27 protein-coding genes are annotated in these 25,751 nt (G+C 63.9%); 2 read left to right on the top strand and 25 right to left on the bottom strand.

Annotated features, from left to right (window positions below; translation table 11 throughout):
* Nucleotides 1-41 precede the first annotated feature (41 nt).
* Both fliK and ACZ6WW_RS21520 read left to right on the top strand, forming a co-directional pair.
* Nucleotides 42-1,211 carry a flagellar hook-length control protein FliK gene (fliK, locus tag ACZ6WW_RS21525; protein WP_465276013.1) on the top strand — a complete coding sequence of 390 codons (1,170 nt, stop codon included), beginning with the start codon at nt 42-44 and terminating at the stop codon, nt 1,209-1,211.
* Nucleotides 1,208-1,465, top strand: a complete 258-nt coding sequence (locus tag ACZ6WW_RS21520; RefSeq protein ID WP_281849932.1) for an EscU/YscU/HrcU family type III secretion system export apparatus switch protein — start codon at nt 1,208-1,210, stop codon at nt 1,463-1,465. The genes fliK and ACZ6WW_RS21520 overlap by 4 nt, the downstream gene beginning before the upstream one ends.
* Nucleotides 1,466-2,520: 1,055 nt before the next feature.
* Here ACZ6WW_RS21520 and ACZ6WW_RS21515 read toward each other — a convergent pair.
* The 25 genes from ACZ6WW_RS21515 to fliF all read right to left on the bottom strand — a co-directional run bounded on the left by ACZ6WW_RS21515 (nt 2,521) and on the right by fliF (nt 25,744).
* Nucleotides 2,521-2,892, bottom strand: a complete 372-nt coding sequence (locus ACZ6WW_RS21515) for a DUF2802 domain-containing protein (RefSeq protein ID WP_281849933.1) — start codon at nt 2,890-2,892, stop codon at nt 2,521-2,523.
* A 2-nt stretch (nt 2,893-2,894) separates the two neighbouring features.
* A complete protein-coding gene (locus ACZ6WW_RS21510; protein ID WP_281849934.1) occupies nt 2,895-3,368 on the bottom strand; it encodes a chemotaxis protein CheW in 474 nt (157 codons plus the stop codon).
* A gap of 2 nt (nt 3,369-3,370) precedes the next feature.
* Complete coding sequence (gene motD / locus ACZ6WW_RS21505; protein ID WP_465276012.1) at nt 3,371-4,390, bottom strand: flagellar motor protein MotD; 1,020 nt, start codon at nt 4,388-4,390, stop codon at nt 3,371-3,373.
* Nucleotides 4,387-5,127 (bottom strand): flagellar motor protein, encoded by a 741-nt coding sequence (locus tag ACZ6WW_RS21500; protein ID WP_281849936.1) that lies wholly within the window; start codon nt 5,125-5,127, stop codon nt 4,387-4,389. The genes motD and ACZ6WW_RS21500 overlap by 4 nt, the downstream gene beginning before the upstream one ends.
* A gap of 3 nt (nt 5,128-5,130) precedes the next feature.
* Nucleotides 5,131-7,008: a chemotaxis protein CheA gene (locus ACZ6WW_RS21495; RefSeq protein ID WP_465276011.1), complete on the bottom strand. Its 1,878-nt coding sequence runs from the start codon at nt 7,006-7,008 to the stop codon at nt 5,131-5,133.
* Nucleotides 7,009-7,022: 14 nt separating this feature from the next.
* A complete protein-coding gene (locus ACZ6WW_RS21490; protein WP_281849938.1) occupies nt 7,023-7,664 on the bottom strand; it encodes a protein phosphatase CheZ in 642 nt (213 codons plus the stop codon).
* Nucleotides 7,661-8,068: a chemotaxis response regulator CheY gene (gene cheY, locus ACZ6WW_RS21485; RefSeq protein ID WP_281849939.1), complete on the bottom strand. Its 408-nt coding sequence runs from the start codon at nt 8,066-8,068 to the stop codon at nt 7,661-7,663. Before cheY ends, ACZ6WW_RS21490 begins: the two co-directional genes overlap by 4 nt.
* 79 nt (nt 8,069-8,147) lie before the next feature.
* Nucleotides 8,148-8,924 (bottom strand): RNA polymerase sigma factor FliA, encoded by a 777-nt coding sequence (locus ACZ6WW_RS21480; RefSeq protein ID WP_465276010.1) that lies wholly within the window; start codon nt 8,922-8,924, stop codon nt 8,148-8,150.
* Nucleotides 8,921-9,880, bottom strand: a complete 960-nt coding sequence (locus tag ACZ6WW_RS21475; RefSeq protein ID WP_281852946.1) for a MinD/ParA family protein — start codon at nt 9,878-9,880, stop codon at nt 8,921-8,923. Before ACZ6WW_RS21475 ends, ACZ6WW_RS21480 begins: the two co-directional genes overlap by 4 nt.
* Nucleotides 9,881-9,900: 20 nt before the next feature.
* Nucleotides 9,901-11,328 carry a flagellar biosynthesis protein FlhF gene (flhF, locus tag ACZ6WW_RS21470; RefSeq protein ID WP_465276009.1) on the bottom strand — a complete coding sequence of 476 codons (1,428 nt, stop codon included), beginning with the start codon at nt 11,326-11,328 and terminating at the stop codon, nt 9,901-9,903.
* 275 nt (nt 11,329-11,603) lie between these two features.
* Nucleotides 11,604-13,694: a flagellar biosynthesis protein FlhA gene (gene flhA, locus ACZ6WW_RS21465; RefSeq protein WP_465276008.1), complete on the bottom strand. Its 2,091-nt coding sequence runs from the start codon at nt 13,692-13,694 to the stop codon at nt 11,604-11,606.
* Between the two features lie 14 nt (nt 13,695-13,708).
* The gene (flhB, locus tag ACZ6WW_RS21460; protein ID WP_465276007.1) at nt 13,709-14,848 is read right to left on the bottom strand and encodes a flagellar biosynthesis protein FlhB; all 1,140 of its coding nucleotides are present in this window, start codon (nt 14,846-14,848) and stop codon (nt 13,709-13,711) included.
* A gap of 4 nt (nt 14,849-14,852) precedes the next feature.
* Nucleotides 14,853-15,623, bottom strand: coding sequence for a flagellar biosynthetic protein FliR (fliR, locus tag ACZ6WW_RS21455; protein ID WP_465276006.1), 771 nt, complete (start codon nt 15,621-15,623; stop codon nt 14,853-14,855).
* Nucleotides 15,620-15,889 carry a flagellar biosynthesis protein FliQ gene (fliQ, locus tag ACZ6WW_RS21450; RefSeq protein WP_281849946.1) on the bottom strand — a complete coding sequence of 90 codons (270 nt, stop codon included), beginning with the start codon at nt 15,887-15,889 and terminating at the stop codon, nt 15,620-15,622. Before fliQ ends, fliR begins: the two co-directional genes overlap by 4 nt.
* Nucleotides 15,886-16,632, bottom strand: coding sequence for a flagellar type III secretion system pore protein FliP (gene fliP, locus ACZ6WW_RS21445; protein ID WP_465276005.1), 747 nt, complete (start codon nt 16,630-16,632; stop codon nt 15,886-15,888). Before fliP ends, fliQ begins: the two co-directional genes overlap by 4 nt.
* Nucleotides 16,629-17,009, bottom strand: coding sequence for a FliO/MopB family protein (locus ACZ6WW_RS21440; protein ID WP_465276004.1), 381 nt, complete (start codon nt 17,007-17,009; stop codon nt 16,629-16,631). Before ACZ6WW_RS21440 ends, fliP begins: the two co-directional genes overlap by 4 nt.
* Before the next feature lie 15 nt (nt 17,010-17,024).
* Entirely contained in the window at nt 17,025-17,366 is a 342-nt protein-coding gene (fliN, locus tag ACZ6WW_RS21435; protein WP_281849949.1) for a flagellar motor switch protein FliN, read from the bottom strand.
* The gene (gene fliM / locus ACZ6WW_RS21430; protein ID WP_281849950.1) at nt 17,363-18,379 is read right to left on the bottom strand and encodes a flagellar motor switch protein FliM; all 1,017 of its coding nucleotides are present in this window, start codon (nt 18,377-18,379) and stop codon (nt 17,363-17,365) included. The genes fliN and fliM overlap by 4 nt, the downstream gene beginning before the upstream one ends.
* Before the next feature lie 13 nt (nt 18,380-18,392).
* Nucleotides 18,393-18,890 (bottom strand): flagellar basal body-associated FliL family protein, encoded by a 498-nt coding sequence (locus ACZ6WW_RS21425; RefSeq protein ID WP_281849951.1) that lies wholly within the window; start codon nt 18,888-18,890, stop codon nt 18,393-18,395.
* A 463-nt stretch (nt 18,891-19,353) separates the two neighbouring features.
* The gene (locus ACZ6WW_RS21420) at nt 19,354-20,565 is read right to left on the bottom strand and encodes a flagellar hook-length control protein FliK (RefSeq protein ID WP_465276003.1); all 1,212 of its coding nucleotides are present in this window, start codon (nt 20,563-20,565) and stop codon (nt 19,354-19,356) included.
* Between the two features lie 60 nt (nt 20,566-20,625).
* The gene (fliJ, locus tag ACZ6WW_RS21415; protein ID WP_281849953.1) at nt 20,626-21,048 is read right to left on the bottom strand and encodes a flagellar export protein FliJ; all 423 of its coding nucleotides are present in this window, start codon (nt 21,046-21,048) and stop codon (nt 20,626-20,628) included.
* Entirely contained in the window at nt 21,045-22,400 is a 1,356-nt protein-coding gene (gene fliI, locus ACZ6WW_RS21410) for a flagellar protein export ATPase FliI (protein ID WP_465276002.1), read from the bottom strand. The genes fliJ and fliI overlap by 4 nt, the downstream gene beginning before the upstream one ends.
* Nucleotides 22,400-23,047: a FliH/SctL family protein gene (locus ACZ6WW_RS21405; RefSeq protein ID WP_465276001.1), complete on the bottom strand. Its 648-nt coding sequence runs from the start codon at nt 23,045-23,047 to the stop codon at nt 22,400-22,402. The genes fliI and ACZ6WW_RS21405 overlap by 1 nt, the downstream gene beginning before the upstream one ends.
* Nucleotides 23,047-24,036 carry a flagellar motor switch protein FliG gene (fliG, locus tag ACZ6WW_RS21400; protein ID WP_281852947.1) on the bottom strand — a complete coding sequence of 330 codons (990 nt, stop codon included), beginning with the start codon at nt 24,034-24,036 and terminating at the stop codon, nt 23,047-23,049. The genes ACZ6WW_RS21405 and fliG overlap by 1 nt, the downstream gene beginning before the upstream one ends.
* A 10-nt stretch (nt 24,037-24,046) precedes the next feature.
* On the bottom strand, nt 24,047-25,744 hold the full coding sequence (fliF, locus tag ACZ6WW_RS21395) for a flagellar basal-body MS-ring/collar protein FliF (RefSeq protein WP_465276000.1): 1,698 nt from the start codon (nt 25,742-25,744) through the stop codon (nt 24,047-24,049).
* Between the last annotated feature and the right edge of the window lie 7 nt (nt 25,745-25,751).

The following is a 25,751-nucleotide window of genomic DNA, read 5'->3' as shown; positions in this document are numbered from 1 at the left end:
TTCATTGGTCTGCGATTAGCCCGAGCGTCACAGGAGCCTGTTTGATCATCCAACCCACCAGCCTTGCCGCCCTTACCTGGGCCGGCGCCGCCGCCGGCAGCACGGCTGATAGCTGGCGGATCGGTACCGTGCTGTCCGCGCGGCCGCTGGGCGTGAGCCCGCAGGGGATGATGATCTTGCAGATCGGCGCGTTGGCGGTCGAAACCCAGTCGCCAAGCACGCAATTGCCACCGCAGTTCCAGGTGCGCGTCCTGAGCATGGGCGCCGAGCCTTTGCTGGAGGTGATGATCCCCTCCGGGCCGGAAACCTTCGTGCAGCAGGCCATGCGTGAGCGCCTGCCGCAGCAGAACGGCTATGCCCCGCTGCTGGCGACGCTGGATACCCTTGCGCAGCGTCCGCAGGTACGCCAGTTGCCCTCTTCCATCCGTACCGCATTGGCCTTGCTCGAAAACGCCATGCGCACGCCGGAGGAAATCAGCGACGGCCCTGGTTTGCGTGAAGCAGTCGCGCGCAGCGGCCTGTTTCTTGAAGCGCAGCTCGCCGATCCGATGGCCATGGGCGAGGCGCTGGGCGAAGAAGACTGGAAAGGTGCGCTGTTGCGCCTGGCTACCGCCCTGCAGACCGGCGGCTACGTCGGCAAGCCCTCCGCCAATGGACCGGGCAATGCCCCCGATACCGCACCGCCGTTGCAGCACCGCGGTCTGCTGGCGCAGCCTCGCGCGGCCGCGCCTGAAGAAGGCGATCCGTTGCTCGGCGACGATGCGCAAGATCTCCGCCCATTGCTCGAGCGACTCAACACCGACGTGCATGCCGCGCTGGCCCGCCTCGAAGTGGCCCAACTGGAAACAGCGGCCACCTCGGTATGGATGGTCGAGATACCGGTGCAAGGCAAGGACGGGCGCGACGTCGTGCAACTGCAGTTGGAACAGGGCGCGACCAGCAGCGATCCTTCCACGTGGACGTTGGGCTTTGCGCTGGAACTGCCGAGCCTTGGCCCGGTGCAGGGCGAGGTTCAATTGCGCGGGCAACGCCTGAGTGTTCGGCTTTGGGCGCATATGGGATCGACCGTCGAAAAGCTCGATCGCCGCTTCGACATGCTGCGCGATCGTCTTGCCGCCAGTGGGCTTATTCTCGATCAATTGAGCTGCCAGCATGGCATGCCGCAAACCGGGCAGTCCCGTAGCGCCGTACTACTGAAGACCATGGCATGACCCAGGCACTCCCTCCTCCGCGTCGCAAGGTCAGCTTGCGTATCAGCCACAGCGAAGGGCCGGCACCGACGATGCCGCCTGAATCGCTGGAGCGTTTGCTTGCGCGGGCACGGGATGCGGGGGTGCCATTGCATCATGATCCGCAGGTGGCGGCTGTGCTGGCTGCGCTGCGGTTGCGGGATGATGTGCCGGCGACGCTTTATGCCGCTGCGGCTGCGGTGCTTGGGTGTGTTTATGATGCGGCTGGGGAGTGAGTTGGGTTTTCGCTTCTCCTGCGCTGTGACTTAAAGCCGGTTTCGGCTGTGGTTGGTCCTCGCCTGTGTGTTCGCACAATTTGACCGCTTACGCAGCCTCTCCTATTTCGTCATTCCGGCGTAGGCCGGAACCCAGTAGCGTCAGTGCTTGGTTCTTACCTGAATGCTTTCGCGACCTGGCCGCTTACGCAGCGGGCGTTTCACTCGCCTGCCGGCGAGCGAGTCACTTTCTCTTTGCTGGCCCACGCTTGCGCGTAGCGCATGCGAACGGCGAAGCCGGCCCGGAGGGCGGAGGACATTTAGGTCCGCAGTAAAGAGAAAGTAACCCAAGAGAAATGGCCTTTAGAGCCAGAGCTCTGAGCAGCATTGAGAGATAAAACCGTTCGGACCGTCTACTCGAACCGATTGGGGACACTTCTGGCGCTTCTGAGGTGCGCCGAATCTGTGCGCGAGGCGTCGTGATAGTGAGGACTTAAGGTGTTCCCTGACCCTCGCCTACCCCTCTCGTCATTCCGGCGTAGGCCGGAATCCATGCCTCAGCGTTTCCGCTTGCGACACGTTGTCTGACGAGCGAAAGACTGAGGCATGGATTCCGGCCTGCGCCGGAATGACGAATAGGAGGGTGGGCGCAAGGCTGGGATTTTGCTCTTCGCTCTTAGCAAGCGATGCGCAGCGAGCCGTCAGCTCTTCGGGCCCCCTCGGGAGCCGAGTGAGGTTTGGACGATCAGGCCCCGAAGGGGGCATCGACAGGACGTCGATGCCTTTAGGACGGGACACGGATGTCCCGTCCTAAAGCCCGGCCAAGCCTCACGGTCCGAAGGACGGCGGACGCGGGGTGTCCTTTCTTTGGTTATCTTTCTTTGGACAAGCAAAGAAAGTAACTCGGCGACCGGCAGGTCGGCGAAACACGCCAAAGGCGACTTTCTAGCCTAAACGCAGAACCAGAGCGATGCGCGCTCTCGCGACAACCAACCACCGAAGCCACTGGGTCCCCGCCTACGCGGGGATGACGAACAGGTGGGGGACCGGGCAAAACGTGCCGGATCAAAGCACCTTCACGCCACACCATGCATCCGCCGAACCAACTCCGCCTCATCCCGCGACAACCCACACCGCAAAACCAACTCATCCACACCCACACCCTCACGCGCCAACTGCTGCGCCAAGGCATACGTCTGCGGCGAGGCGGCGGGCACGGGCATATGCGCACCATGACGCTCAAGATGTCGCTCGACGGATTCAAGGCGGCGCTCCAGACGACCGAGCATCATCACCAGCATCGAAGTCGGAACGTCCGTACCCGACGCGGAAAGACACTGCGCCAATTGGATACGTAGACGCAACTGCTGCCGCCACACCCAATAAAGCAACATCCCCTGTGCCGTCACCAACAAGATCAGCGCGATCAGGCCAATCTCAATACCCATGCTCAATCCCCGTGCGCCGCCCCCTGCGGCAAACGGCATAGTTTGCGCACATCCAGCAGCGCAACGAAACCCTGCTTCCAGGGAACGACACCACGGACGGGGTCGTCGGTGCGTTGGGCGCGGCCCGATGGCGGGGCAGCCATGTCCGCCTCGTTCAAGGACAGTAGCTCGTCGACGGCGTCGACACGCACGCCGACTTGGTGGGATTCATGCGTCAGCACCACGATGCGCGCCTGCGCAAGCGTGGTGGTCGAGGTATCCAGCCCCAGGCGCAGGCGACCGTCCAGGACTGGGACGATCTGGCCACGCAACTGCCGGATGCCGAGCAGATCCGAGGCCGACCCAGGCACGGGCGTAACGGCGCCGTCGCGCACGATTTCGCTGACCTGAGCCGACGGCGCGGCATAGGACTGACCAGCGAGGAAGAACACCAGCCACTGGGATGGAGTCTGTGCAACTTGGGCTACGGCGTTCATGCTTATCCTTTGTTCTCCGGCTCCGGCGTTTGCAGCGCACTGATCGTCGCGGCGGCCGGGGCAGGTACTGCGTCTTGGCCGGGGTTCACCGTGATCAGGCTCGGTAACGCAGGCAACGTGGCGGGTGCGGCGACCGGTGTCGCGGTATTAGCCGGCTTCGGCGAAGACGGTGCATCGGCGATCGGATGGTCCGCATCGCTGTAGAACCGACTCGGTGCGTTGCCGTCGCTCAATACGACGACCAGCACACGACGGTTGCGATTACGGCCTTCTTCGCTGGCGTTATCGGCGGCTGGACGAAACTGGCCCCAGCCGATGATACCCAAGCGACCCGGATCGACACCCTTGTCGGCGAACAAACGCGCGACACTGGCCGCACGTGCCGCGGACAGTTCCCAGTTGGACGGATACAAGGCCGTGTTGATCGGCTTGTCGTCGGTATAGCCCTCGACGCGCAGCGGATTGGGGAACGGCGAAAGAATGGCGCCGATCCGGCTCAATACATCATCGGCGGAACTCGAAAGCTTGGCCACGCCGCTGGGAAACAGGATATCGGTGCGTATCTCGATCTCGAGATAGCTCTCCGTGCGGCGCATGGTGATCAGGCTCTTGTCGATCAACGGCTGCAGCGCGTGCTGCACCTCGCCCTGAATCTGTTCGAGGTTGTGCTGTTGCGCGCCACCGGTGCGCTGCACGGTCGGCTGTTCGCCCTTTCCGGGTGTGGGCTGACGACGCAGCGGCAGTTCGATACGGCGTGCCGACGAGGTGGCCGTCGACGATGCACCGGCATCGGGCACGGGCGCCAGCACGGAAGGCGTGCGACTCGGGGTCGCTTCCAGTCGCTTGCTGTTGCCGTTGAAGGCTTCGATGATCGACTGCGACAGCACGCGGTACTTGCCCTCGTTCACCGCGGACATGGCATACATGACCACGAAGAACGCGAGCAGCAAGGTAATCAGGTCGCCATACGGAATCGCCCAGCGTTCGTGATTGACGTGCTCTTCGTGACGACGGCGTCTCATTGCAGATAACCCTGCAACTTGCTTTCGATCTGGCGTGGGTTATCACCCTGCGCGATCGACACCAGGCCTTCGATCACGATCTCGCGCATCTCGCTTTGCTTGTGCACCAGCCCTTTCAGACGCGCCGCCATCGGCAGCATCAGCAGGTTGGCCAGGCCGATGCCGTAGATGGTCGCGACGAACGCGGCGGCAATGCCATGGCCGAGCTTGCTCGGGTCGGCCAGGTTCTGCATCACCGCCATCAGGCCCATCACCGCGCCGATGATGCCGAGCGTCGGCGAATACGTCCCCGCGTTTTCGAACACCTTGCTGGCATCCAGGTCGATCTGTTCGCGTGTGCCCAGCTCGACTTCGAGCACGCCGCGTATCGCTTCGGGCTCGCTGCCATCGACCAGCAACTGCAGGCCCTTGCGCACAAAGCTGTCCTGCTCGGCGTTGATCTGCGGCTCAAGACCCAGCAGCCCCTGGCGACGCGACAGCTCGCTCCAGCCGACGATGCGACTGATCAGATCGGCCGGTTGATGACGCGGCGGCTTGTAGACCATGGGCAGCATGCCACCGGCGCGCTTGAGCACCTTGCCCGGCGTCTGCACCAGCAGGGCGGCTATGGTGCCGAGGAATACGATCACGAAAGCAGCCGGATTCCACAATGCCTCGAGCGTCGATCCCTTGAGGATCGTACCGATCGCGATCACCGCGAAGGCGAGGATGGTTCCGATGATGCTGACCAGATCCATAACTTAAGCCGTTTCCTTCAAAGCGGTTGAAAGCAGCGCGCCACCCTCGTCGGCCAGACCGGCCAGATCGAGCACCAGCGCCAGCCGTCCGTCGCCGGTCACGGTCGCGCCGGCAATACCGGGCGTGTCGGCGAACAAGGGACCGAGCGGTTTGACCATGACGTCTTCGCGACCGATCACCGCGTGCACCAGGCAACCAATGCGTTGATGACCGATGTGCACCACCACGACCTGGCGGGGCGGCGCAGCGCCGTGCGCACGTGCCCATGCGGACAGATCGCCCAACGGCAACGCGCGGCCACGATGTGCGGCGACACGACGCCCGTCCAGCCATTGATCCTGGCCGGCGGATAGTTCGAATACTTCGCTGACGTTGCTCAACGGCAGCGCAAACAGGCGATCGCCCACGCCGACCATCAGCACGCGCTGGATCGCCAGCGTCAGCGGTACGGCCAGCTCCAGCTCACTGCCCTGGCCGAGCTTGGAGCGCACCTGCAACGTGCCTCCGAGCTCGATGATGCGTGTCTTCACCACGTCCATGCCGACGCCGCGGCCGGAGATGTCCGACACCGTCGCTGCCGTGCTGAAGCCGGGGCGGAAGATCAATTCCAGTGATTCGACTTCGCTCAGGCGCGCGGCCTGGTCTTCGTCGATAACGCCCTTCTCTACCGCCTTGGTCCGCAACACCTGCGGGTTCATGCCGCGGCCGTCGTCGGAAACGATGATGACGATCCGCTCGCCACGCTGGCTGGCCGAAAGCCGCACACGCCCCTTGCGCGGCTTGCCGGCGCGTTCGCGATCCTCGGGCATTTCCAGGCCGTGATCGACCGCATTACGCAACAAATGCACGAGCGGATCGGCGAGTGCTTCGACCAGGCCACGATCGAGATCGGTGTCTTCGCCCTCGGTCACCAGCTCGATATCCTTGCCGAGCTGACGCGCGAGATCGCGCACGATGCGCGGGAAGCGCTGAAACAGACGCCCTACCGGCTGCATGCGCATACCCAGTACCGCGCCCTGCAAATCATCGGCGACACGATCGAGATCGCCCGCCGCCACTTCCAGAGTTTCGTCGCCGCTGCGCGAGGCAAGACTCAGCAGGCGGTTACGTACCAGCACCAGTTCACCGGCGCGATTGACCAGATCGTCGAGACGACCGGTATCGACACGCACGGTTTGCTCGGCCTGTGCCGGAGCACGCGCAGGCGATTTCGGTGCGGGCTCGGCGACTGGCGGTGCTGCAACAACCACCGGAGGCGGCGCCACTGCCGTGGGTGCCGCGCCCTTGCCATGCAGGCTGTCGAGCAGCGCCTCGAATTCATCGTCGCTGATTGCGGTCGATGCGGCGGGCGCAGGTGCCGGTGCGCCCGGCGCACCATTGCGACCGTACAAACTATCCAACAATGCCTCGAATTCGCTGTCGTCGATCGCGCCGCCTTCTTCCGTCGGCACGGGCATCGGTGCAGCAACCGGTGCGGGTGCGGGTGCGGGCGCATGCGCTACGCCGCTTTGCAGGCGACGCAACAGGCTGGCAGCGGGCGCCGGCAAAGTGTCGCCAGAACTCATCGCATCCATCTGCACGTTGAGCAGATCGAGCGCTTCGAGCAAGGCATCCATCTGCGCCGAGTCGAGCACCACTACGCCGTTGCGCGCCTCGTTGAGCAGGTCCTCGGCCTGATGGCACAACTGCACCATCGGGTCGATGGCCAGGAAGCCGGCGCCGCCCTTGACGGTGTGAAACGCGCGAAAGACTGCATTGAGCAGTTCGGCATCGCGCGGCGACGCTTCCAGCTCAACCAGCTGTTCGCTCAAGCGTTGCAGCAACTCCCTGGCTTCAACCAGGAAGTCATCGCGCAGCTCATCGTCCAAGGGTGAAGACATCCGCTTGAGTTCCTTTAGAAACCGAATTCGCTAAGCAGACGATCGGCCTCGTCCTGGCTGTTGACCTTGGCCGCTGCTGCAGGCGCTTCGCCGCCGGCCAGTGCGCCGGTGAGGCGAACCAGTTCCAGCAGGGACGATTCCACGCTACCGATAAAATGCGCGACCTTCTTGATGCGCTGGCCGGAAAGATCCTGCCAGGACTGCGCCAGCACCATGTCGTTGAGACCGTCACGGCTAGCGGCGGCAAACTCACGTGCCTGACGCGCGAGTACGGCACCGGCTTCGTTCTCGTCGCTCCACGCGAGGATTTCAATCGCGTTGGCTTCCAGCGCTTCGGCCTGCGGACGCATGCGTTCGGCGAAATCGAGGCTGCGATGCGCGGCCTGCGAACTCATTTCCAGTACATCGAGCAGGTTCTTGCGCGCATCGGCGACGCTATCGGGTACGCCCTCCAATGCCAGGTCGCTGCCGAGGCGACGTACCGCTTCGTGCAGGTCGCGCGCCAGCAGGCCCAAGGCGCGGAACAGATGCTGTTCGCGCTGGCGTGCCAGCGCATCGAGCGCCAGTTCGAAATCCGCGCGGTCGGCACTGTTGAGCAGCTGCTGCAGCTCGGTCGGCAAGGCGGTCTCGGAAAGTAGCAACGAAGAAGTGCTCATGCGGTGGCTCCTTGCGCGGCGAGCCGCTCGAAGATTTTGTCGAGTTTTTCTTTCAGCGTGGCCGCGGTGAACGGCTTGACGATGTAGCCGTTCACGCCGGCCTGCGCGGCGGCGATGATCTGGTCGCGGTTGTTTTCCGCCGTCACCATCAGCACCGGCATGCCCTTCAACGAAGGCTCGGCGCGGATCGCGCGCAACAGGTCGATGCCGGTCATGTTGGGCATGTTCCAGTCGGTCACGACCAGGTCGAACGGCATCTCGCGCAGCATCGTCATGGCGTTATTGCCGTCTTCGGCTTCCTGGATCAGCGGGTTGGAGAAACCCAGCTCGACCAGCAGGTTACGCACGATGCGCCGCATGGTGGAAAAGTCGTCGACCACCAGGATTTTCATGTTCTTGTCCAACGGGAGGGCTCCGGCTTGTAGGTTGGGAACGGGGAATAAGGAACAGGGAACGGAGAAGAAGGTTGCGGATAGTTCGAGGTCAGCGGCGGCGCTCCACCCTCCCCGTTCCCCGTTCCCCATTTCCGGCGCCATCGCGCCAACCGGACATCCGCGCCCGCAACCGCACCAGCGCCTGGCCGTGGATCTGACACACGCGCGATTCGGTAACGCCGAGCACGGCGCCGATTTCTTTCAGGTTCAATTCTTGTTCGTAGTACAGCGACATCACTAGTTGTTCGCGTTCGGGCAGACCGGAGATCGAGTCGATCAGGGCCTCGCGCATGCCTTCCTGTTCGACGCGATCCTGCGGCTCCAGGCCATCCTGATCGACTACGTCCAGCGCGGCGCCGCCTTCGTCGTCGTCCGGCGCGGTGAGGCTGAGCAGACGCGCGCTGGTCGCGTCGGCGAGAATCTGGTGGTACTCCTGCGCGGTGATGCCCATGCGCCGGATCACCTCGGCATCGATGGCATCAGCGCCGGTTTCGTTTTCGATCTGACGCACCACTTCGGTGACTTCGCGCAACTTGCGATGCACCGAGCGCGGCGTCCAGTCGGTCTTGCGCAACTCGTCGAGCATGGCGCCGCGGATGCGGATGCCGGCATAGGTCTCGAAGCTGGCCGAGCGATCGGTGGCGTAGTTACGTGCGGCCTCGAGCAGGCCGATCATGCCCGCCTGCACCAGATCGTCCACGTCCACGCTCGACGGCAACCGCCCCATCAGGTGATAGGCGATACGCCGCACCAGAGGCGCGTGCTGGCGCACCATGTCTTCGGTGCTCTCGCGTTGCAGTTGCAGATATTCGGAAGCCACGCTCATCTCGCCCACCCATCCCCTGCCAGGCTTGGCTCCAACGCCGCCTGACCACCAAAGAAGGCAATCCGGTCGTGGTTGGGGTACTCGGGTTCACCCCATGTATCGACCGCACCTGCCAATTGCTTGAATCCCTGTGCCGACCGGCTGCCCGGGGCGGCATCGACCACCGCGCACTGGCGCCGGATCGCCCGGCGCAGGTACTCGTCGTGCGGGATCATCCCCATGAAGTCGAGCGCGACGTCGAGGAACCGGTCGCTGACCCGAGAAAGCTTTTCATACAAGTGCTTAGCCTCGCCGGCATGGCGCACCATATTGGCCACCACGCGGTAGCGGCGTACCCCGAAGTCGCGGCTGAGCACCTTGATCAGGGCGTAGGCATCGGTCAGCGAGGCCGGCTCGTCACAGACCACCAGAATGACGTCGTCGGCCGCGGCCGCGAACATGGCCACGCTGTCGGAGACGCCCGCGGCGGTATCGACCAGCAGGTATTGGGGCGGGCGCACCAGTTCGTCGAAGGCGCGGATCACCGCCGCATGCTCGCCATTGCTCAGCTGGGCCAGGCGCCGCGCGCCCGAACCGGCCGGGATGATCTTCAGGCCATGCGGCGCGGTCACCGCCAGCTCGTCCAGCGTGCAGCTGCCGTCGAGCAGGTGACCGATATGCCGCGACGGCGTCAGGCCGAGCAGCACGTCGACATTGGCCAGCCCCATATCCGCATCGAGCAGCATGGTCTCGTGCCCGGCCATCGACAGCGCCATACCCAGATTCACCGCGACGGTGGATTTGCCCACGCCGCCCTTGCCGCCGGCAATCGTGATCGCGCGAGTGCGCGGCCGCGGCACTGTCGAACTCAAACCCATCGCCTGATCTCCACGCAGATGTTCGCTGGCGTGCGCGTCGCGCGCACGCAGTGCCGCAAGGGCAGGAAACATCTGCCGCAATCCCCACGCCTGATTCATCGCCAAGGTTCCCATGGGGTTCAAGCGCTCGCCAGGCTGAGGCCGAAACGATCGGCCATGGTGGTGTCTTCGGTAGTGCCGCTGGATTTCAGCGCCTGTGCAGCGCGGCAGACCAGCGCACGCGCATCGGCAGCGGCAATGTCTTCGGGCACGCGCTGGCCGTCGGTCACGTAGTCGAGCGGCAGGTGATGGCGGATCAGCGTGGACAAGGCACCGCCAAGATTCGGTGTCTCGTCCAGCTTGGTCAGAATGCATGCCTGCGGCTTCAGCGGCAGGTAGGCGCGAATGGTGGCGTCCAGCGCCTGTGCCTGCGTGTTGGCGGCCATCGCCACGCACACGCGGACGTCGCCGACGTCGTGCAGCAACTCCATCTGCTGCTGCAGACGCGGATCGTTACCCGCCACACCGGCGGTGTCGACCAGCACGGCCTGGCGACCGCGCAATGAAGTCAGTACCTGGCGCAGGCTGACCGCGTCATGCGCGGGGAATACGCGCACGCCGAGCAGGCGACCGTAGTGTTCGAGTTGCGCGGCGGCACCGATGCGATAGTTGTCGGTACTGATCAGTGCGACCTGCCCTGCGCCATGACGCAGGACGGCGCGCGCGGCCAGCTTGGCGATGGTGGTGGTCTTGCCGACGCCGGTCGGGCCGACCAGTGCGATCACGCCACCGGTCGCCGCCAGATCGCGGCCACTCACCGCAAGGCTGCGGCTCAGCACACCCAGCGGCAGGTAACGCGCCTGTTCGGCACTGATCTGATCGGGGAGTTCATCGATCAACTTGCGCGCGACATCGGCTTCGATACCGAGCCGGGTCAGATCGCGCAGGATGCGCGCGCGCAGCGGATGGCGGCGCTCCATATCGTTCCAGGCCAGACTCGACAGCTGCGTTTCGAGCATCGAACGCAAGTCGCCGAGTTCCGCACGCATCCGGGCGCTGTCCTGCGCGGCGCGTTCGAGCATGGATTGAATCGGTGCCGGCTCGACGCGCGGCGCGGGCTGCGCTGGTGCGGCAGATTCGTAGGGCTGCTGCGGCTCGGGACGCGCGACACGTTCCTGCGCCACGCTGATATCGCGCAACGGTGGTTGGGCGCGAGGGGCATCGTCGACTTCGGCGTGTGCGGGTGCCATCGCTGCCTGCGGAGTCACCGGCGCAGCCGGCGCATGAGCGGCCGCGATCGCCTGCTTGGCGCGCGTCAGCAACGGCGTGCGCTCGGGCTTCGGCGGCGTAGGCGCAACCACCGGCGCCTCCGGCCTGGCACCCGGCAGCGGCGCACCGTGCCGGGCGGCTTCGCGTACCAGGGCTTCGTCGTAATCGACCGCCGCGATGATCTCGATGCCGTCATCGAGTCGACGCGTCGACAGGATCACCGCATCCGGCCCCTGCTCTTCGCGGACTTCGCGCATCGCCTGGCGCATGTCGGAGGCGACGAAACGTTTGATCTTCATGCGTGTACGCTCCGGGACGGGAGGGTGTTCTCAATCGATGCCATGCAACGGCGAAAGCCGAAGCTCGGTATGTGTTGTGCGGCCAAGACGCTGGGTCCCCGCTTTCGCGGGGACGACGAACGATGAGGAAACTCTGCAACCTTGCCGTCGTCCCGGCGCACGCCGGGACCCAGCGACTTGCGCGCTGCCACGACGCCAGACGCACATGCCGTCTCTGCGGAGTGATGCCACGCTTTCATCGTTGCGCTCTCGTTGCCCATCTCTCGTTTCTCGTCTCAGCGACCCAGCGCCTGCACCAACCGAACCCGTCGGTTGTCAGGCACCTCGTTGTAAGCCAGTACGTGCAGGTTCTGTGCCACGTGGCGAGTGAAGCGCGCGAGCCATGGACGCAGCTGCGGCGGCACCAGCAGAACCGCTGGCTCACCGCTCTGATCCTGGCGTCGCGCGGCCTCGGCGACGCTCTGCTGGAGGCGGTCGGCCAGGCCCGGTTCGACCGCGGCGCCCGCCGCACCGGCGTTGCCGAGCGATCCGAGCAGAATCTGCTCCAGTTCCGGCGCCAGCGTGATGACGGGAATTTCGGTACCCAGGCCGGCGATCTCCTGGACGATCTGGCGACCCAGCGCGACACGCACCGCGGCGGTCAGCGTGCCGGGATCCTGACTCTGGCTGGCGTGCTCCGCCAAGGATTCGACGATGCTGCGCATATTGCGGATCGGCACCCGCTCGGCGAGCAGGTTCTGCAGCACCTTGACCACTACGCCGAGCGACAGGCGCTTGGGCACCAGGTCCTCGACCAGCTTGGGCGCGTTGGCCGCCAGGCGGTCCAGCAGCTGCTGCACGTCCTGGTGGCTGAGCAGCTCGTGCGCATGGCCCTGCAGGATGTGCGAGAGATGCGTGGCGATCACGGTGGCCGGATCGACCACGGTATAGCCCAGGCTTTGCGCGTGATCGCGCTGTCCGGTTTCGATCCACACCGCTTCCAGGCCGAACGCCGGGTCCTGCGTGGCGATGCCTTGCAGGGTGCCGTGCACGCGGCCCGGATTGATCGCCAGCAGGCGCTCGTTGTAAACCTCCGCCTCGCCCATCGGCACGCCCATCAGCGTGACGCGATACGCGTTGGGACCGAGGTCGAGGTTGTCGCGGATATGCACCGCCGGCACCAGGAAACCCAGCTCCTGCGACAGCTTGCGGCGTACCGACTTGATCCGCCCCATCAGCTCGCCGCCCTGCGCCTTGTCGACCAGCGGGATCAGCCGGTAACCAACCTCCAGGCCGACCGGATCGACACTGGCGACATCGTCCCAGCCCAGCTCCAGCTTTTCGCCAGGCACCGGTGCCGGCAAGGCATCGACCGGCGTCGCGGCAAGACGCTCTTCGGCTTCGTGCTTGCGCTTGATCATCAACCACGCCGCGCCGCCGCAGCTGCCGCCGAGCAACAGAAAAGCGACGTTGGGCATGCCGGGAATCAAGCCCATGACGCAGAGCACCGCGCCGGCGACAGCCAGGGCACGCGGTTGGCCGAAGACCTGGCCGACCAGTTGCTTACCCATGTCTTCGGAACGCGACACGCGCGTCACGATGATCGCGGTGGCGATCGACAACATCAGCGAGGGCACCTGCGCCACCAGGCCGTCACCGATGGTCAGCAAGGTATAGGTACGTGCCGCTTCGCCGGCCGAAAGGCCATGCTGCATCACGCCGACGAAAAAGCCGCCGACGATATTGATCAACAGAATCAGGATACCGGCGGTAGCGTCGCCGCGAACGAATTTTGAGGCACCGTCCATCGAGCCGTAGAAGTCCGCTTCCTCGCGCACTTCCTGGCGGCGTTCGCGCGCCTGCTCCTGCGTCAACAAGCCGGCATTGAGGTCGGCGTCGATCGCCATCTGCTTGCCGGGCATCGAATCGAGGGTAAAGCGCGCGGTGACTTCGGACACGCGCGTGGCGCCCTTGGTGATGACCACGAAGTTGATGATGGTCAGGATCGCGAACACCACCAGACCGACGGCGAAATTGCCGCCGATAACGAACTCGCCGAACGCCTCGATCACCTTGCCGGCGGCGCCGGGGCCGTCATGGCCGTGCAGCAACACCACGCGGGTAGAGGCGATATTCAGCGCCAGGCGCAGCAGGGTCGCCATCAGCACCACGGTGGGAAACGCGGCGAATTCCAGCGGTCGCATCACGTAGATCACCGCCAGCAGGATCACCAGCGACAGTGCGATGTTGAAGCTGAAGAGCATGTCCAGGATGAAGGGCGGCAGCGGCAACATCATCATCGCCAGCATCGCCAGCATGATGATCGGCGCGCCGGCGCCCCTGCGTGTTGCTTGCTTCAGTGTATCGAGTGCACCAACGGCGGCCATCTGTCATCCGTCAATCAATTGTCGCGATAAGGGCCCATCAGGTCCGGATCGACCTCGGGTCTTGGCGGCTCGGGCGGCGTCATGCCGTGTGTAACTGCCTGTTTCACCTGATATACGTAGGCCAGCACCTGGGCGACGGCTACGTACAGGGAAGCAGGCACTTCCCGTCCGATATCGGTAGTCGCATACAAGGCGCGTGCCAACGGCGGCGCCTCGACCAATGGGATGCGATGACTGGCCGCGACAAGGCGGATCTGCTGCGCCAGAACGTCGACACCCTTGGCAATGACCTTGGGTGCGCGCATGCGACCGTCGTCGTATTGCAGGGCGACGGCAAAGTGCGTCGGGTTGACGATGACCACGTCGGCCTTGGGCAACTCCTGCATCATGCGGCGACGGGACATCTGCTGCTGCACCTGGCGGATACGCCCTTTCAACTCCGGGCTGCCGTCGGACTCCTTGTGTTCATCGCGCAGTTCCTGCTTGGTCATGCGCTGGCGGCGGGTGTAATCGAAACGCTGCCAGATCGCATCGACACCGCCGATCAGGCCCAGCATCACGCCGAAGATCAATCCAGCGCGACCGAGCAACCCCAGTGACTGGGCAATACCGGCACCCACCACGCCACGGCCGGTCTCCATGATCTCCGGCTGCCAGCTGCGAATCAGGATCAGCAAGGCACCACCGATCAGCAGCAACTTGAGCAACGACTTGCCCAGCTCGACCAGGCCGCGCATCGCGAAGATCTTGCCCAGGCCGGCGATCGGATCGAGTCGTTCGAACTTCGGCTGCAAGGCTTCGGCACTGAAATTGAGGCCGCCGAGCAGGGTCGGCGCGCCAAGCGCGGCCAGCAGCGTCGCCACGGCAATCGGCGCGACGATAGCGACTGCCTCATGCAATGCGCCATACCAGGCATGCACAGGCAACTGCCCGGCAAACAAGGCTTCGCGCGAATAGCTCAAGCCGAGCCGATAAATCGTACGTGCGTGCTCCATCGCATCGTGGCCGGTCGATATCAACGTCGCTACCGCCGCCAGCACCACCATTGAGCCGGACAGGTCGCGCGAGCGTGGGAGATCGCCCTTTTCGCGCGCTTCGCGAATACGTTTTTCGGAAGGTTGTTCGGTGCGGTCTTCCTGTTCCTGATCAGCCATCGAGCTAGCCCCCGGCCAACTCGTGCATCAGCGACCAGGCCGATTCCTGGATCGCTTCAAACGCACCAGGCAGGCTGCGCAACGACAACCACAAAGCAATAAAGCCCAGCGACACGGTGATCGGAAAACCCACCGCGAACAGGTTCATCGACGGCGCGGCGCGACTGATCGCGGCAAAGCCGATATTGACCACCAGCAGCGACGTCATCGCCGGCAGCGCTACGCGTACCGCACCAGCAAAGAACTGTGTACCGAATTGCGCGACCGCATGCAGGCCATCCGGTCCGATCGTCGCCGTGCCCGGTGGCAAGGTGTGAAAACTGTCGGCGAGCAAGGCGATCAAATGCAGATGCCCGTCCATCGCCAAGAACAGCAGCGTCACCAGCAAACCATAGATCTGCCCTAACACCGCAGAGCTGCCGCCAGCCAACGGATCGAACGACTCGGCAAAGCCAAGATTCATGCTCAGCGAAATGAATTGCGCGCCAAACGACACCGCCTGGAACGCCAGTTGCAGCACGAAGCCGATCGCCACGCCGATCAGCAACTGTGAAACCATGCTGGCCAGGCCTTCGCCGGTGAGCAGATCGATATTCATCGGCGCCATCGGCGCCAATACCACGGTCAGTACCAGCGCGATAACCAGGCGCACCTGCATGGGGACCATCGTCGAACTGAAAATCGGTGCGACCAGGCACATGCCGCTGACCCGCCCGAACGCCCATAGCAAACCGCCCAGCCACGCCTGCAGCTGGACCAGTTGCACAGTGGTCACTTCATCGCCCCGGGCAGACCTTCGATCACGTGGCGCGTGAACTGGACCAGCGTGCGCAACATCCACGGGCCGGTGATCAGGCCCACGCACGCCATCGCGATCAGCTTCGGAATGAAGCTCAGGGTCATTTCGTTGATCTGCGTCGCGGCCTGGATCACGCCGATCAGCAAGCCGACCGCCAGTGCCGTCAACAACAGAGGGGCAGCGACCAGCATGGCGACGTAGAGGGCGTGCTGGCCGAATTCGATGACTGATTCGGGCGTCACGTGTAGAAACTCCCCGCCAGTGTTCCCATCAGCAGGGACCATCCATCCACCAGAACGAACAACATGATCTTGAACGGCAACGAGATGGTTACCGGAGAGACCATCATCATGCCCATCGACATCAGCACGCTGGCTACTACCAGGTCGATGATCAGGAAGGGAATGAACAACAGGAAGCCCATCTGGAAGGCGGTCTTGAGTTCGCTGGTCATGAATGCGGGCATCGCCACGCGCAACGGCACGTCGTCCTTGCTGGCATAGGGCTTCTCGCCGGCAAGCTTGGTAAACAACTGCAGATCCGAGTCGCGCGTCTGATCGAGCATGAAGTGCTTGAACGGCGACGTGGTCGCCTGCAACGCCTGCTCGGCGGGCATGGTGCCGTCCATATACGGTTTGACGCCCTCGACGTAAGCGTGATTGAGCACCGGCGACATCACGAACAGGGTCAGGAACAACGACAAGCCGAGAATGATCTGGTTCGGCGGCGTCGCCTGCGTGCCCAGCGCCTGGCGCAAGAAGCCAAGCACGATCACGATGCGCGTGAACGAGGTCATCATCAGCAGCACGCCGGGGAGCATGGTGAGCACGGTCAACAGTGCCAGCACCTGCAAGGAGAGCGTCCAGTTCTGCGCGCCACCCGCGTTCTGCACGGTCAGCACCGGAATACCGGTGGCCTGCTGGGCGGATACGGCAAACGGCAGCAACATCAGCGCCAGCGCGAAAAGAAACTTCAAGGTCTTCATGCCTTGCGCTTCCAGCGGTTGAGCAGCTCGCCGAAATTCGGCACCTGCGGCGCAGCCGGCAGCGTCGCGGGCGCAACCTCGCCTTCGTACACGTGCAAGGTGCGCATGCCGCCCTGACCGGTACCTACCAGCAAGCGCTTGCCATCGGCCTCGATAAGCATCAGGCGATCGCGCGCACCCACCGAGAAGACTTCCAGGCAGCGGATACGGCGACCGCCCGGCTGCGTGCGGCCCTGCATGCGACGCGTAAACCAGCCGGCGACCAGGATGACCGCGATAATGGCGCAGAGGCTGAGCACGACGCGCAGCAGCTCGGCGCCTACGTTGACATCGGGGGCCGCGGCAATCGGGGCTGCGGCTGCAAGTGCGATAAACATGCTCGGAGTCACCACTCAGCGCAGCTTGCGCACGCGCTCGGACGGGCTGATCACGTCGGTCAGGCGAATGCCGAACTTCTCGTTGATCACCACTACTTCGCCATGCGCGACCAGCGTGCCGTTGACGAACACATCCAGCGGCTCGCCCGCGGCGCGGTCCAGCTCCACCACCGAGCCCTGATTGAGCTGCAGCAGGTTGCGGATGCTGATGCGGGTGCGGCCGACCTCCATCGCCAGCGTGACCGGCACGTCCAGGATCATGTCCAGGTTGACGTCCGACTCGCCCACGACGCGGTTGATCGCTTCGAAATCATTGGTGCCGCCGAGTTCGGCGGGAGTTGCGTCGCTGTGAGTCATACCGGTGTCGTCTCCGTAAAAGTATCGGTTACCAGGCGCACGCTGCGCCGGGCCGCGGGCCCCTGATAGCGCACCGAGTTGCGCCCGTTGGATTGGCCGTAGCGACCGCGAAAAATCGGCACGTCCTCGGCAAACACCGTGGACATGTCAGGCATCTGCACCGGAATCACGTCACCCGGACGCAGCTTGAGAAAATCGCCGATGCTGATCTGTGATTCGAACAACAGGGAGCTCAGCTCCACTTCCGCATCCATGATCTCTTCGTGCAGCGCTTCGGCCCAGCGATCGTCACGTTCGACGCGATCGCTCTGCACGCCGGCATCGAGCAAGGTGCGGATCGGTTCGACCATCGAATAAGGCATGGTCAGATGGATCTCGCCGCCACCGCCATCGAGCTCCACATGGAAACGCGACACCACCACGGTTTCGGTCGGGCTGACGATGTTGGCGAACTGCGGATTGATCTCCGAATTGATGAATTCGAACTGCAATCCAAGCACCGGCGCCCACGCTTCGCTCATTGCAGTGAACACTTCGTTCAACATGATCTGGATCACGCGATTCTCGGTCGGCGTAAAATCGCGACCTTCGATGCGTGCGTGATAGCGACCGTCGCCACCGAAAAAATTATCGATGGTGGAAAACACCAGGCGCGGCTCGATCACGATCAGGCCGGTACCGCGCAGCGGCTTGATGCGTACCAGGTTCAGATTGCTCGGCACGGCCAGGCCGTGCACGTATTCGTTGAACTTGAGCATGCGTACGCCATTGACCGAGACCTCGCAGGCCTTGCGCAGCACGTTGAACACACCGGTGCGGAAAAAGCGCGCGAAGCGGTCGTTGACCATTTCCAGCGTCGGCAGGCGGCCGCGGACGATACGATCCTGCTGAGTAAAGTCGTAATCGATCGCGGTTCCGGGTGGCGGAGGCTCGTCGCCGCCCGTCTCTACCGTGCCGCCGTCCACGCCATTGAGCAGCGCGTCGATCTCTTCCTGGGAAAGCAGGTCGCTCATCGGACGTTCTCCGTCACTGCATCACAAAGCTGGTGAAATACAGCGCGTCGACGCCGGGGCGGCCGAGGCGATCGTTAAGAATCTTGCGCACGGCGTCCAGCGCCTTTGCCTGCAGCTTCTGCTTGCCCTGCACGTCGTTGAGATCGGCGCCGGTCTGGCTGCTGAAAAGCAGCACGAGCGCGTTACGAATCACCGGATCGGCATTCTTTGCCGCTTCGATCGCCGCGGGGTCGTGCGACATCAGGGTCACACCTACTTGCAGATAGGTCTGCTGCTCGTCGCCCTTGAAGTTGACGACAAACGATGGCTCCAGCGGTAGGTATATCTCGGGGGTCTTCTTGCTCGATGTCGTTGCCACGCCTTCGGCTTGGGCGCTCTGCCCGCGAAGGGTGAATAGCGCGTAGCCGCAGACGCAGGAAATCAACACTAGCGCCAGCACCAGGGTGATGATCAAACCGCGATTGCTCGGCGGTTTGGGTGCTTCGACGACGGGGGCTTCGGCCTTGGCCATGAATAACCTCAAGTAAGGAATGATGCTGTTACCTGGGGTTTAGCAAGCGCCATGCCATGTGTGGGAATGGCTTATCTGGTGCGGTTTTGCAGTGACCGGGGAGATTTATTGACGCGTGGCGTGGCGATGACGCGAAGGGTGGTGACGGTTTTTCGGCGGCGTCGGGAATTGGACCTGGGGTTTGGGGCCGGGGCCTTGGTCGCAGCTGAAGTCGCTCCTACAAGCTGGCAGTGCCTGCTGAGTTTGTAGATGTGATTTTAGGGAACCCCGAAAACTCTTCCTACTCGTCATTCCGGCGCAGGCCGGAACCCAGTGGCTTTGCGATAGGTTGTCGCCAGAGCCTATAAAAGTCATCTCTCTAGCGAAAACTGAAAACCGATGCCACTGGGTCCCGGCCTACGCCGGGATGACGACAATAAAAACTGAGGCTATGGGAGGCTATCTTCAGTCGCGACAGGCCAAATTAGGCAAACATATCCACCAATCCCACAGCTACCTGCCTGATCGGCGAAACCTCGACGTCCCCATCAGCACCGTCGCTACCAGCAAACGAACCCTTGCCAGAAGACGAAGAAGACCCATCAGACCCTTGATGCTGCTGCCCCACGAAGGCATGCCCCAACGACAGCCCGTGACCGGCCAGCATGGTGTCGAGCTGACCCAGAGTCTGCTGCACAGCCGTCACCGCCGCCGGGTGCTGCGCGGCGAACGCCACATCGACGCGGTTGTTGTGATCGATGCTCACCTTCACTTCCAGCTCGCCCAGAGACTCCGGATTGAGCCTGATGCGGGCTTCCTTGATGTCCTGCCCGCCCATCCAGGCCACCTGCTGGCCAAGCTCCTGCGCAAAACCGCTGCTGTCGACGGATGACTGCATCTGTACGACTTGCGGCTGCGCGGTATGCGTGATGCCGCTGGGGCCGGCCGTCAGGCCGAGCATCGCGGTGATGTCGTTGTCTTTGTGGGTGGCGGTTTGCGGTAAGTCGGTCGGCGTGGCTTCGGCGGTCTGCACAGTCTTCGTTGCCGTGGTGGCAGCGGCCGTGCTCGCCTTGTTCGTTGCATTGGCGATAACGTGATGCCAATCGTCGTCGCCCGCCTTGTCGTCAGCCTTGCTGTCGGTGGCACCCGCTTTGCCGAGATCGGCAAGCTTGGGCATCGTAGGTAGCACGTTGGTGGGGATACCAGCCAATTTGGCTTGCGCACTAGTGGCGGAGGGATCCTTGGTGGCCTGAGCATCGGTCATCGGCATCGCTTGTGGCATCGCTAGAGCTAGCGCGGACATGCCCACGGGCGGTGTATTGGTAGCCGTCGGATCGGTGGCTGTGCCCTGTGCAGGTGCCGCCGATGAATCCGCCGGAGGCGCAGACTGCCCCAACAACTGCAGCATGGTACTGGCAAGGCTGGTGTCGTCGCCGTCGTCCTGGCTTTTATCGTCGGTCGCACGGGTGGTCTTTTTGTCGCCATCGGTCGATGCCGTCTTGCCCTGCGTGACCGGTGCGCTGTTGTCATCGGACGGCTGGCGATCGTCGTGCGGCCTCGGCTGTTGCTGGCGTCGGGCTGCATCCAACTGGCTGTCGAAACGATCGTCACCCTGGCTCTGCTGCGGAGACGGCGATGGCGAAGCCACGGGAAGCGGTGGTGTGGAAGCGACGGGCGAAGCTACGCTGGCAGTCATGGCGTCATCGTTTTGGCGAATATGGGACATAGCTGCCAGGCAGCAAGGATTGGGCCAGAGCTAACGCGGGCGCCGGTACTGCATACGCTCGTCGATCTCCGATTGTTCGCGGCGCTCTTCGCTCTTGCGCTCCAGCTCACGGTGGTGATCGATCACGCTGCCGAGCGCGCGTTCACGCGCATGCGCTTCACGCCACTGCCCGCCGGCCTGATCGAGCAGGCGGCGCTGCCGTTCGACTTCGCCGGTCTGCTGCACGATGGCCTGGTCGATGCGCTCGACAAAGCGCTGGCGGTTGAGCAAGGCCGTGACGTTGAGGTCGCCGCTGTCGAGTGCGTACTCGTCGCGATAACGCTTGAGTTCGCCCAGCTGCTGCTCGGCCTTGGCCAGCTTCTGCTGCTGTTCGGCAAGGCGCAGCAGGGCTTTTTCCTGGCGCTCTTTCGCCTGGTCGGCGGCCGGTTGCAAATGGGTGGCGCGGGACTTCATGCCATGGCCTCCTGAGCGATCACTTGCAGCGCCTCGATGGCGGAATTGAGCGGCATCGGCTCGTCCACTTCTTGTTGCAGGAAGTCACGCAGCCGCGGCCACATCGCGATAGCGCGATCGGTCTGCGGATCGGAACCCTTCTGGTACGCACCCACCGCGATCAAATCACGCTGCTGGCGATAGGCCGAATAGACCTGCCGGAATTTCTGCGCCGCGCGCATCTGTTCGCGCTCGACCACCGCCGGCATGACACGGCTGATGGACGCTTCGATATCGATGGCCGGGTAGTGCCCGGCTTCGGCCAGGTCGCGCGACAGCACGATATGGCCGTCGAGAATCGCGCGCGCCGCGTCGGCGATCGGATCATGACGGTAGTCGTCGCCTTCGGTCAGCACGGTGTAGAAAGCGGTAATCGAACCGCGGCCTTCGGCATCGTTGCCGGCGCGCTCCACCAGTGCCGGCATCATCGCAAAGACCGACGGCGGGTAACCCTTGGTCGCCGGCGGCTCGCCGATGGCCAGGGCGATTTCACGCTGTGCCTGCGCGTAACGCGTCAGTGAATCCATCAGCAATAGCACGCGCTGGCCACGATCACGGAACCACTCGGCGATAGCCGTGGCGTACTGTGCGCCGCGCAAACGCTTGAGCGGCGGCGCGTCGGCCGGCGCGGCAACGATCACCGCACGGGCACGACCTTCCTCGCCCAGCGTATGCTCGACAAATTCCTTGACTTCGCGGCCACGCTCGCCGATCAGGCCGACCACCACGACGTCGGCATTCGTGTAACGAGTCATCATGCCCAGCAGTGTCGACTTGCCGACGCCCGAACCGGCGAACAGGCCAAGACGCTGTCCTCGCCCCACCGTCAGCAAGGCGTTGATCGCGCGCACGCCCACGTCAAGCGGCGTATCGATAGGCTTGCGTGCCATCGGGTTGATCGGATCGCGCTTGAGCGCGGCGTGCTCATCGATATCCAGCGGCCCGCCACCGTCGAGCGGCGCACCGTCGGCGCCAACGACACGGCCCAAAAGAGCCTCGCCCACCGGCAAGCCGCCTGCATGCGAACACGGTCGTACACGCGCATTCGGCAATACGCCATGCATTTCGGCGACCGGCATCAACAACAGGCGCTCGTCGGCAAAACCGACGACTTCGGTATCCAACTCGGTGCCATCGGCGGTAGCCACCAGGCAGCGCGCTCCCAATGGCGCTTCGCAACCTTCGGCTTCCAGCGTCAGACCCACCACGCGACGCAGGCGGCCTTCGACAATCAGTGTCTGCGCGGCTTCCGCACGCTGACGCCGACGCGCCAGCTTGTCCTGCCACGACGCCTGGCGCGCCTCGACGCTCATCAGGCCGTCACCTCGTCGACATCGTCGTCCTGGTCGCTATCGATACCCAGCACGGCGTCGATAACCGCAGCCAGGCGCGTCTCGACGCGAGCATCGAGACGTGAACGGCCACTTTCCAACAGGCAATCGCCGCGGTCCAGCGCGGGATCAGGCAGCAATTGCCAATGCGTTTCGACTGCGTCCAGCTCGCGCATCAACGTCACGTCGTCCGGATGCAGGCGCACGCGCAGATCGCGTTCGGCCGATGGCAGGGCCAGGGCCGCCTCGCGCACCGCCTGCACCACCAGGTCAGGCGAGACACGCAATTCATGAGCCAGCACACGGCGCGCAGCCACCATGGCCAGGCGTGCCAGCTCTTGTTCGGTAGCGTCATCGAGCATTTGTAGCGGACGCGCGACCGATTCGAACAAGGCTTCAAGGCGAGCCCGATGCTCACGCAATTCTTCGGCGGCCTTGGCGCGGCCTTCGGCTAGCCCAGTGACAAACCCCTCTTCGCGCGCCTGCCGCTCGAGCTCTTCGAGCTCGAACACGGTCGGGCGCGGCGCGGCTTCTTCTTCCTCCGCGGGAGCGGGCGGTTGTTCGCCCATATGCGGTGGCGCCCAGCGCGTGAAGTCCTGCAGCAGCTCGCGCGCGAGGATCGGTTTCATCAAACGAACTCGTCACCGCTGGCGGACAGACTGATCTGCCCGGAATCGGCGAGCCGTCGCGCGATACCCATCACTTCCTTCTGTGCCGCATCGACCTCGCTCAGGCGCACCGGGCCCTTCACTTCCAGATCGTCGCGCAGCATGTCGGCAGCGCGCTGCGACATATTGGCGAAGATCTTTTCGCGCACGCCGGGTTCGGCACCCTTCAGCGCCACGACCAGGCGCGCGGAAGGCACTTCGCGCAACAGGGTCTGCATGCTGCGATCGTCCAGATCGGCAAGGTCGTCGAAGACGAACATCAGTTCTTCGATCCGGCCGCCGAGGCCGGCATCATGGGTGCGGATGGCCGCCATCAATTCCGCTTCGCGGCTGGCTTCCATCGCATTGAGAATATCGGCTGCAGCCTTGAGGCCGCCGACATTGGCCGACTTGAGCTTGTTGGTGTTGCCGGAGAATTGACGCTCCATGATTTCGTCGAGCTCGTTCAACGCATGCGGCTGTACGCCGTCGAGCGTGGCGATGCGCATCACTGCATCCGAACGTGTACGCGCCGGCAGGTAGCCGATGACTTCGGCAGCCTGGTCCGGTTCGAGATGCGCCAGTACCAGCGCGATAATCTGCGGATGCTCCAGCCCGATCATTTCGGCGATCGCGCGGCTTTCCATCCATTTGAGCGATTCCAGGCCCTTGCTGCTGCGGCCGAGCAGGATGCGGTCGATCAGGCCGCCCGCCTTGCTCTCGCCCAGCGCATTGACCAGGATCTTGCGGATATATTCCTCGGTTCCGACGCCCAACGCGGTCTGCTTGCCGAGTTCGTCATGCAGCAGCGTCAGCACATGCTCGACCTGCTCGCGTGACACGCTGGTCAAGCCCGCCATGGCGGTGCCGACGGCCTGCACGTCGCGCGCGGACAGGTGCTTGAGCACCTCGGCCGCATCCTGCTCGCCGAGGGTGAGCAGGAGAATGGCCGCGCGCTGCGCGCCGGAGATCACCGTCTGATTAGCCGCCATCCTCGCCCACCCAATTCTTCACTACCTGCGCCACCTGTTTGGGGTTCTCGGCGACCATCCGTCGCGCCAAACCGATGCGTTGTTCATAGGCCATCGCCTGTGGCGAACCCAGGCGGCTACGCCCGGATTCCGGTGCTGGCTGGTCGCCGTCGTCGTCGTCATCGGTCAACCGCACCGACACCGTGGGAATCGGCCCGGCAAGCGCCGGCTGCATCACCGGCGATGGCCCCTTGAGCAGGCCCTTCAGCATCGGACGCAGGAAGACAAAGCCGACGATAAGAGCGATCAGCACGCCGACGCCCTGCTTGATCAGATCCATCATGCCCGGACGCTGCCAGAACGGTTCCTGCGGGAGCTTCTCGTCAGCCGGGTTCTGATGGAACGGCTGGTTGATCACACTGACCGAATCGCCGCGCTTCTCGTCGAAGCCGATCGCGTTCTTGGTCAGATCGGTCAGATGCTGCAATTCCTGCGCGGTGAACGGCACGCTCTTGGCCGGATCCGCACCGACCGGCTTGTTGTCGACCAGCACCGCGATGCTCAAGCGAGCGAGACGGCCCGCCGGATCACTGACATGGCTGACCGTGCGATCGAGTTCGTAGTTGCGTGTTGCGCTGCTGGAAGCTTCGCTCGGTGCGCTCGCTTGCGCCGTTGCAGCGTTGGTCGCGCCGGGCTTGCCGGCATTCGGACGCGCCGCTGTCGGTTGCGCCACTGTGTTCGGCGGCTGGTTGCTCAATGCACCCGGCACGCCATTGTTCTGCGCGACATCGTGACGCTGCTCGCTATTGGTCTGCTCGCTGCGCAACGCGGGATGTTCGTGGTCGTAGGTTTCGGTCGCTTTCTCGGTCTGGCTGAAATCCATCTCCGCCGACACCTGGGCACGAACGCGGCCCGGGCCAACCAGTGGTGTCAGCAGATCCTCGACGCGCTGCGCATAGGTATTTTCCAGGCGCGTGGCCAGGCGCAGACGGCTATCGCCGATCGCGCTGGCGCTGTCGGGATCGCTGATCGTCAGCAGCTGCCCCTGTTGATCGATGATCGACACCTGCTTCGCGTCGAGTTCCGGCACGCTGGAGGCCACCAGGTGCACGATCGCCGCGACCTGACTCTGGTCGAGCTGGCGGCCGGGATACAAGGTAAGCAAGACTGATGCACTGGCTTGGCGATTGTCGCGAACGAATGCCGACGGCTTCGGCAAGGCCAGATGCACGCGAGCCGAACGCACCGACTGCAAGCCGCCGATCGTATTGCCCAGATCCGTTTCGAGCATTTGCTGATAGCGCGTCCGTTCGGCCAGATCGCTCATACCGAACGGCGAATCGGCGCCCGGCATGACGGTACCCGCACTGCCCTGCGGCAGGCCCTGCGAGGCGAGTTTCAGGCGCACCGCAGCCAGGTCCGCAGCCGGCACGGAGATCGAACTGCCATCCGGGCTCAATGTGTAAGGTGTGTTGGCCGCCTGCAATGCCTGCGTCACTGCCGCGGCATCCTTCGAATCCAACCCCGCATACAGCAGCGCATAGTTGGGACCGCGCGACCACAGCACGACTCCGACGCCGATCGCCACCGCCAGCGCCACGCCCACCAGCAACATAAGCTGGCGCGTCGCCGGACTGCGGGCGATCTGCTTGAGTGGGTCAAGGCGCGCGCCGTTATTGGCGGGTTGCGCGATGGCGGAGTCGGCCATGAATTGG

The organism is Dyella sp. NPDC103356 (assembly GCF_055584465.1).
This window is presented reverse-complemented; position numbering and strand designations above follow the sequence as displayed.

Bases quoted from the DNA above. Each gene is read 5' to 3' on its own strand.
- ACZ6WW_RS21480 (WP_465276010.1), bottom strand. From the start codon at position 8,924: ATGAGCGTGGCTTCCGAATATCTGCAACTGCAACGCGAGAGCACCGAA.
- fliJ (WP_281849953.1), bottom strand. From the start codon at position 21,048: ATGAAGTCCCGCGCCACCCATTTGCAACCGGCCGCCGACCAGGCGAAA.
- fliM (WP_281849950.1), bottom strand. From the start codon at position 18,379: ATGAGCGACCTGCTTTCCCAGGAAGAGATCGACGCGCTGCTCAATGGC.
- ACZ6WW_RS21500 (WP_281849936.1), bottom strand. From the start codon at position 5,127: ATGGATCTGGTCAGCATCATCGGAACCATCCTCGCCTTCGCGGTGATC.
- fliN (WP_281849949.1), bottom strand. From the start codon at position 17,366: ATGACTCACAGCGACGCAACTCCCGCCGAACTCGGCGGCACCAATGAT.
- motD (WP_465276012.1), bottom strand. From the start codon at position 4,390: ATGAGACGCCGTCGTCACGAAGAGCACGTCAATCACGAACGCTGGGCG.
- ACZ6WW_RS21425 (WP_281849951.1), bottom strand. From the start codon at position 18,890: ATGGCCAAGGCCGAAGCCCCCGTCGTCGAAGCACCCAAACCGCCGAGC.
- fliI (WP_465276002.1), bottom strand. From the start codon at position 22,400: ATGAGCGTCGAGGCGCGCCAGGCGTCGTGGCAGGACAAGCTGGCGCGT.
- flhF (WP_465276009.1), bottom strand. From the start codon at position 11,328: ATGAAGATCAAACGTTTCGTCGCCTCCGACATGCGCCAGGCGATGCGC.
- ACZ6WW_RS21475 (WP_281852946.1), bottom strand. From the start codon at position 9,880: ATGAATCAGGCGTGGGGATTGCGGCAGATGTTTCCTGCCCTTGCGGCA.
- flhB (WP_465276007.1), bottom strand. From the start codon at position 14,848: ATGGCTGATCAGGAACAGGAAGACCGCACCGAACAACCTTCCGAAAAA.
- fliF (WP_465276000.1), bottom strand. From the start codon at position 25,744: ATGGCCGACTCCGCCATCGCGCAACCCGCCAATAACGGCGCGCGCCTT.
- ACZ6WW_RS21405 (WP_465276001.1), bottom strand. From the start codon at position 23,047: ATGAAACCGATCCTCGCGCGCGAGCTGCTGCAGGACTTCACGCGCTGG.
- ACZ6WW_RS21515 (WP_281849933.1), bottom strand. From the start codon at position 2,892: ATGGGTATTGAGATTGGCCTGATCGCGCTGATCTTGTTGGTGACGGCA.
- ACZ6WW_RS21490 (WP_281849938.1), bottom strand. From the start codon at position 7,664: ATGAGCACTTCTTCGTTGCTACTTTCCGAGACCGCCTTGCCGACCGAG.
- ACZ6WW_RS21440 (WP_465276004.1), bottom strand. From the start codon at position 17,009: ATGTTTATCGCACTTGCAGCCGCAGCCCCGATTGCCGCGGCCCCCGAT.
- ACZ6WW_RS21495 (WP_465276011.1), bottom strand. From the start codon at position 7,008: ATGTCTTCACCCTTGGACGATGAGCTGCGCGATGACTTCCTGGTTGAA.
- ACZ6WW_RS21520 (WP_281849932.1), top strand. From the start codon at position 1,208: ATGACCCAGGCACTCCCTCCTCCGCGTCGCAAGGTCAGCTTGCGTATC.
- flhA (WP_465276008.1), bottom strand. From the start codon at position 13,694: ATGGCCGCCGTTGGTGCACTCGATACACTGAAGCAAGCAACACGCAGG.
- ACZ6WW_RS21510 (WP_281849934.1), bottom strand. From the start codon at position 3,368: ATGAACGCCGTAGCCCAAGTTGCACAGACTCCATCCCAGTGGCTGGTG.
- fliP (WP_465276005.1), bottom strand. From the start codon at position 16,632: ATGAAGACCTTGAAGTTTCTTTTCGCGCTGGCGCTGATGTTGCTGCCG.
- ACZ6WW_RS21420 (WP_465276003.1), bottom strand. From the start codon at position 20,565: ATGACTGCCAGCGTAGCTTCGCCCGTCGCTTCCACACCACCGCTTCCC.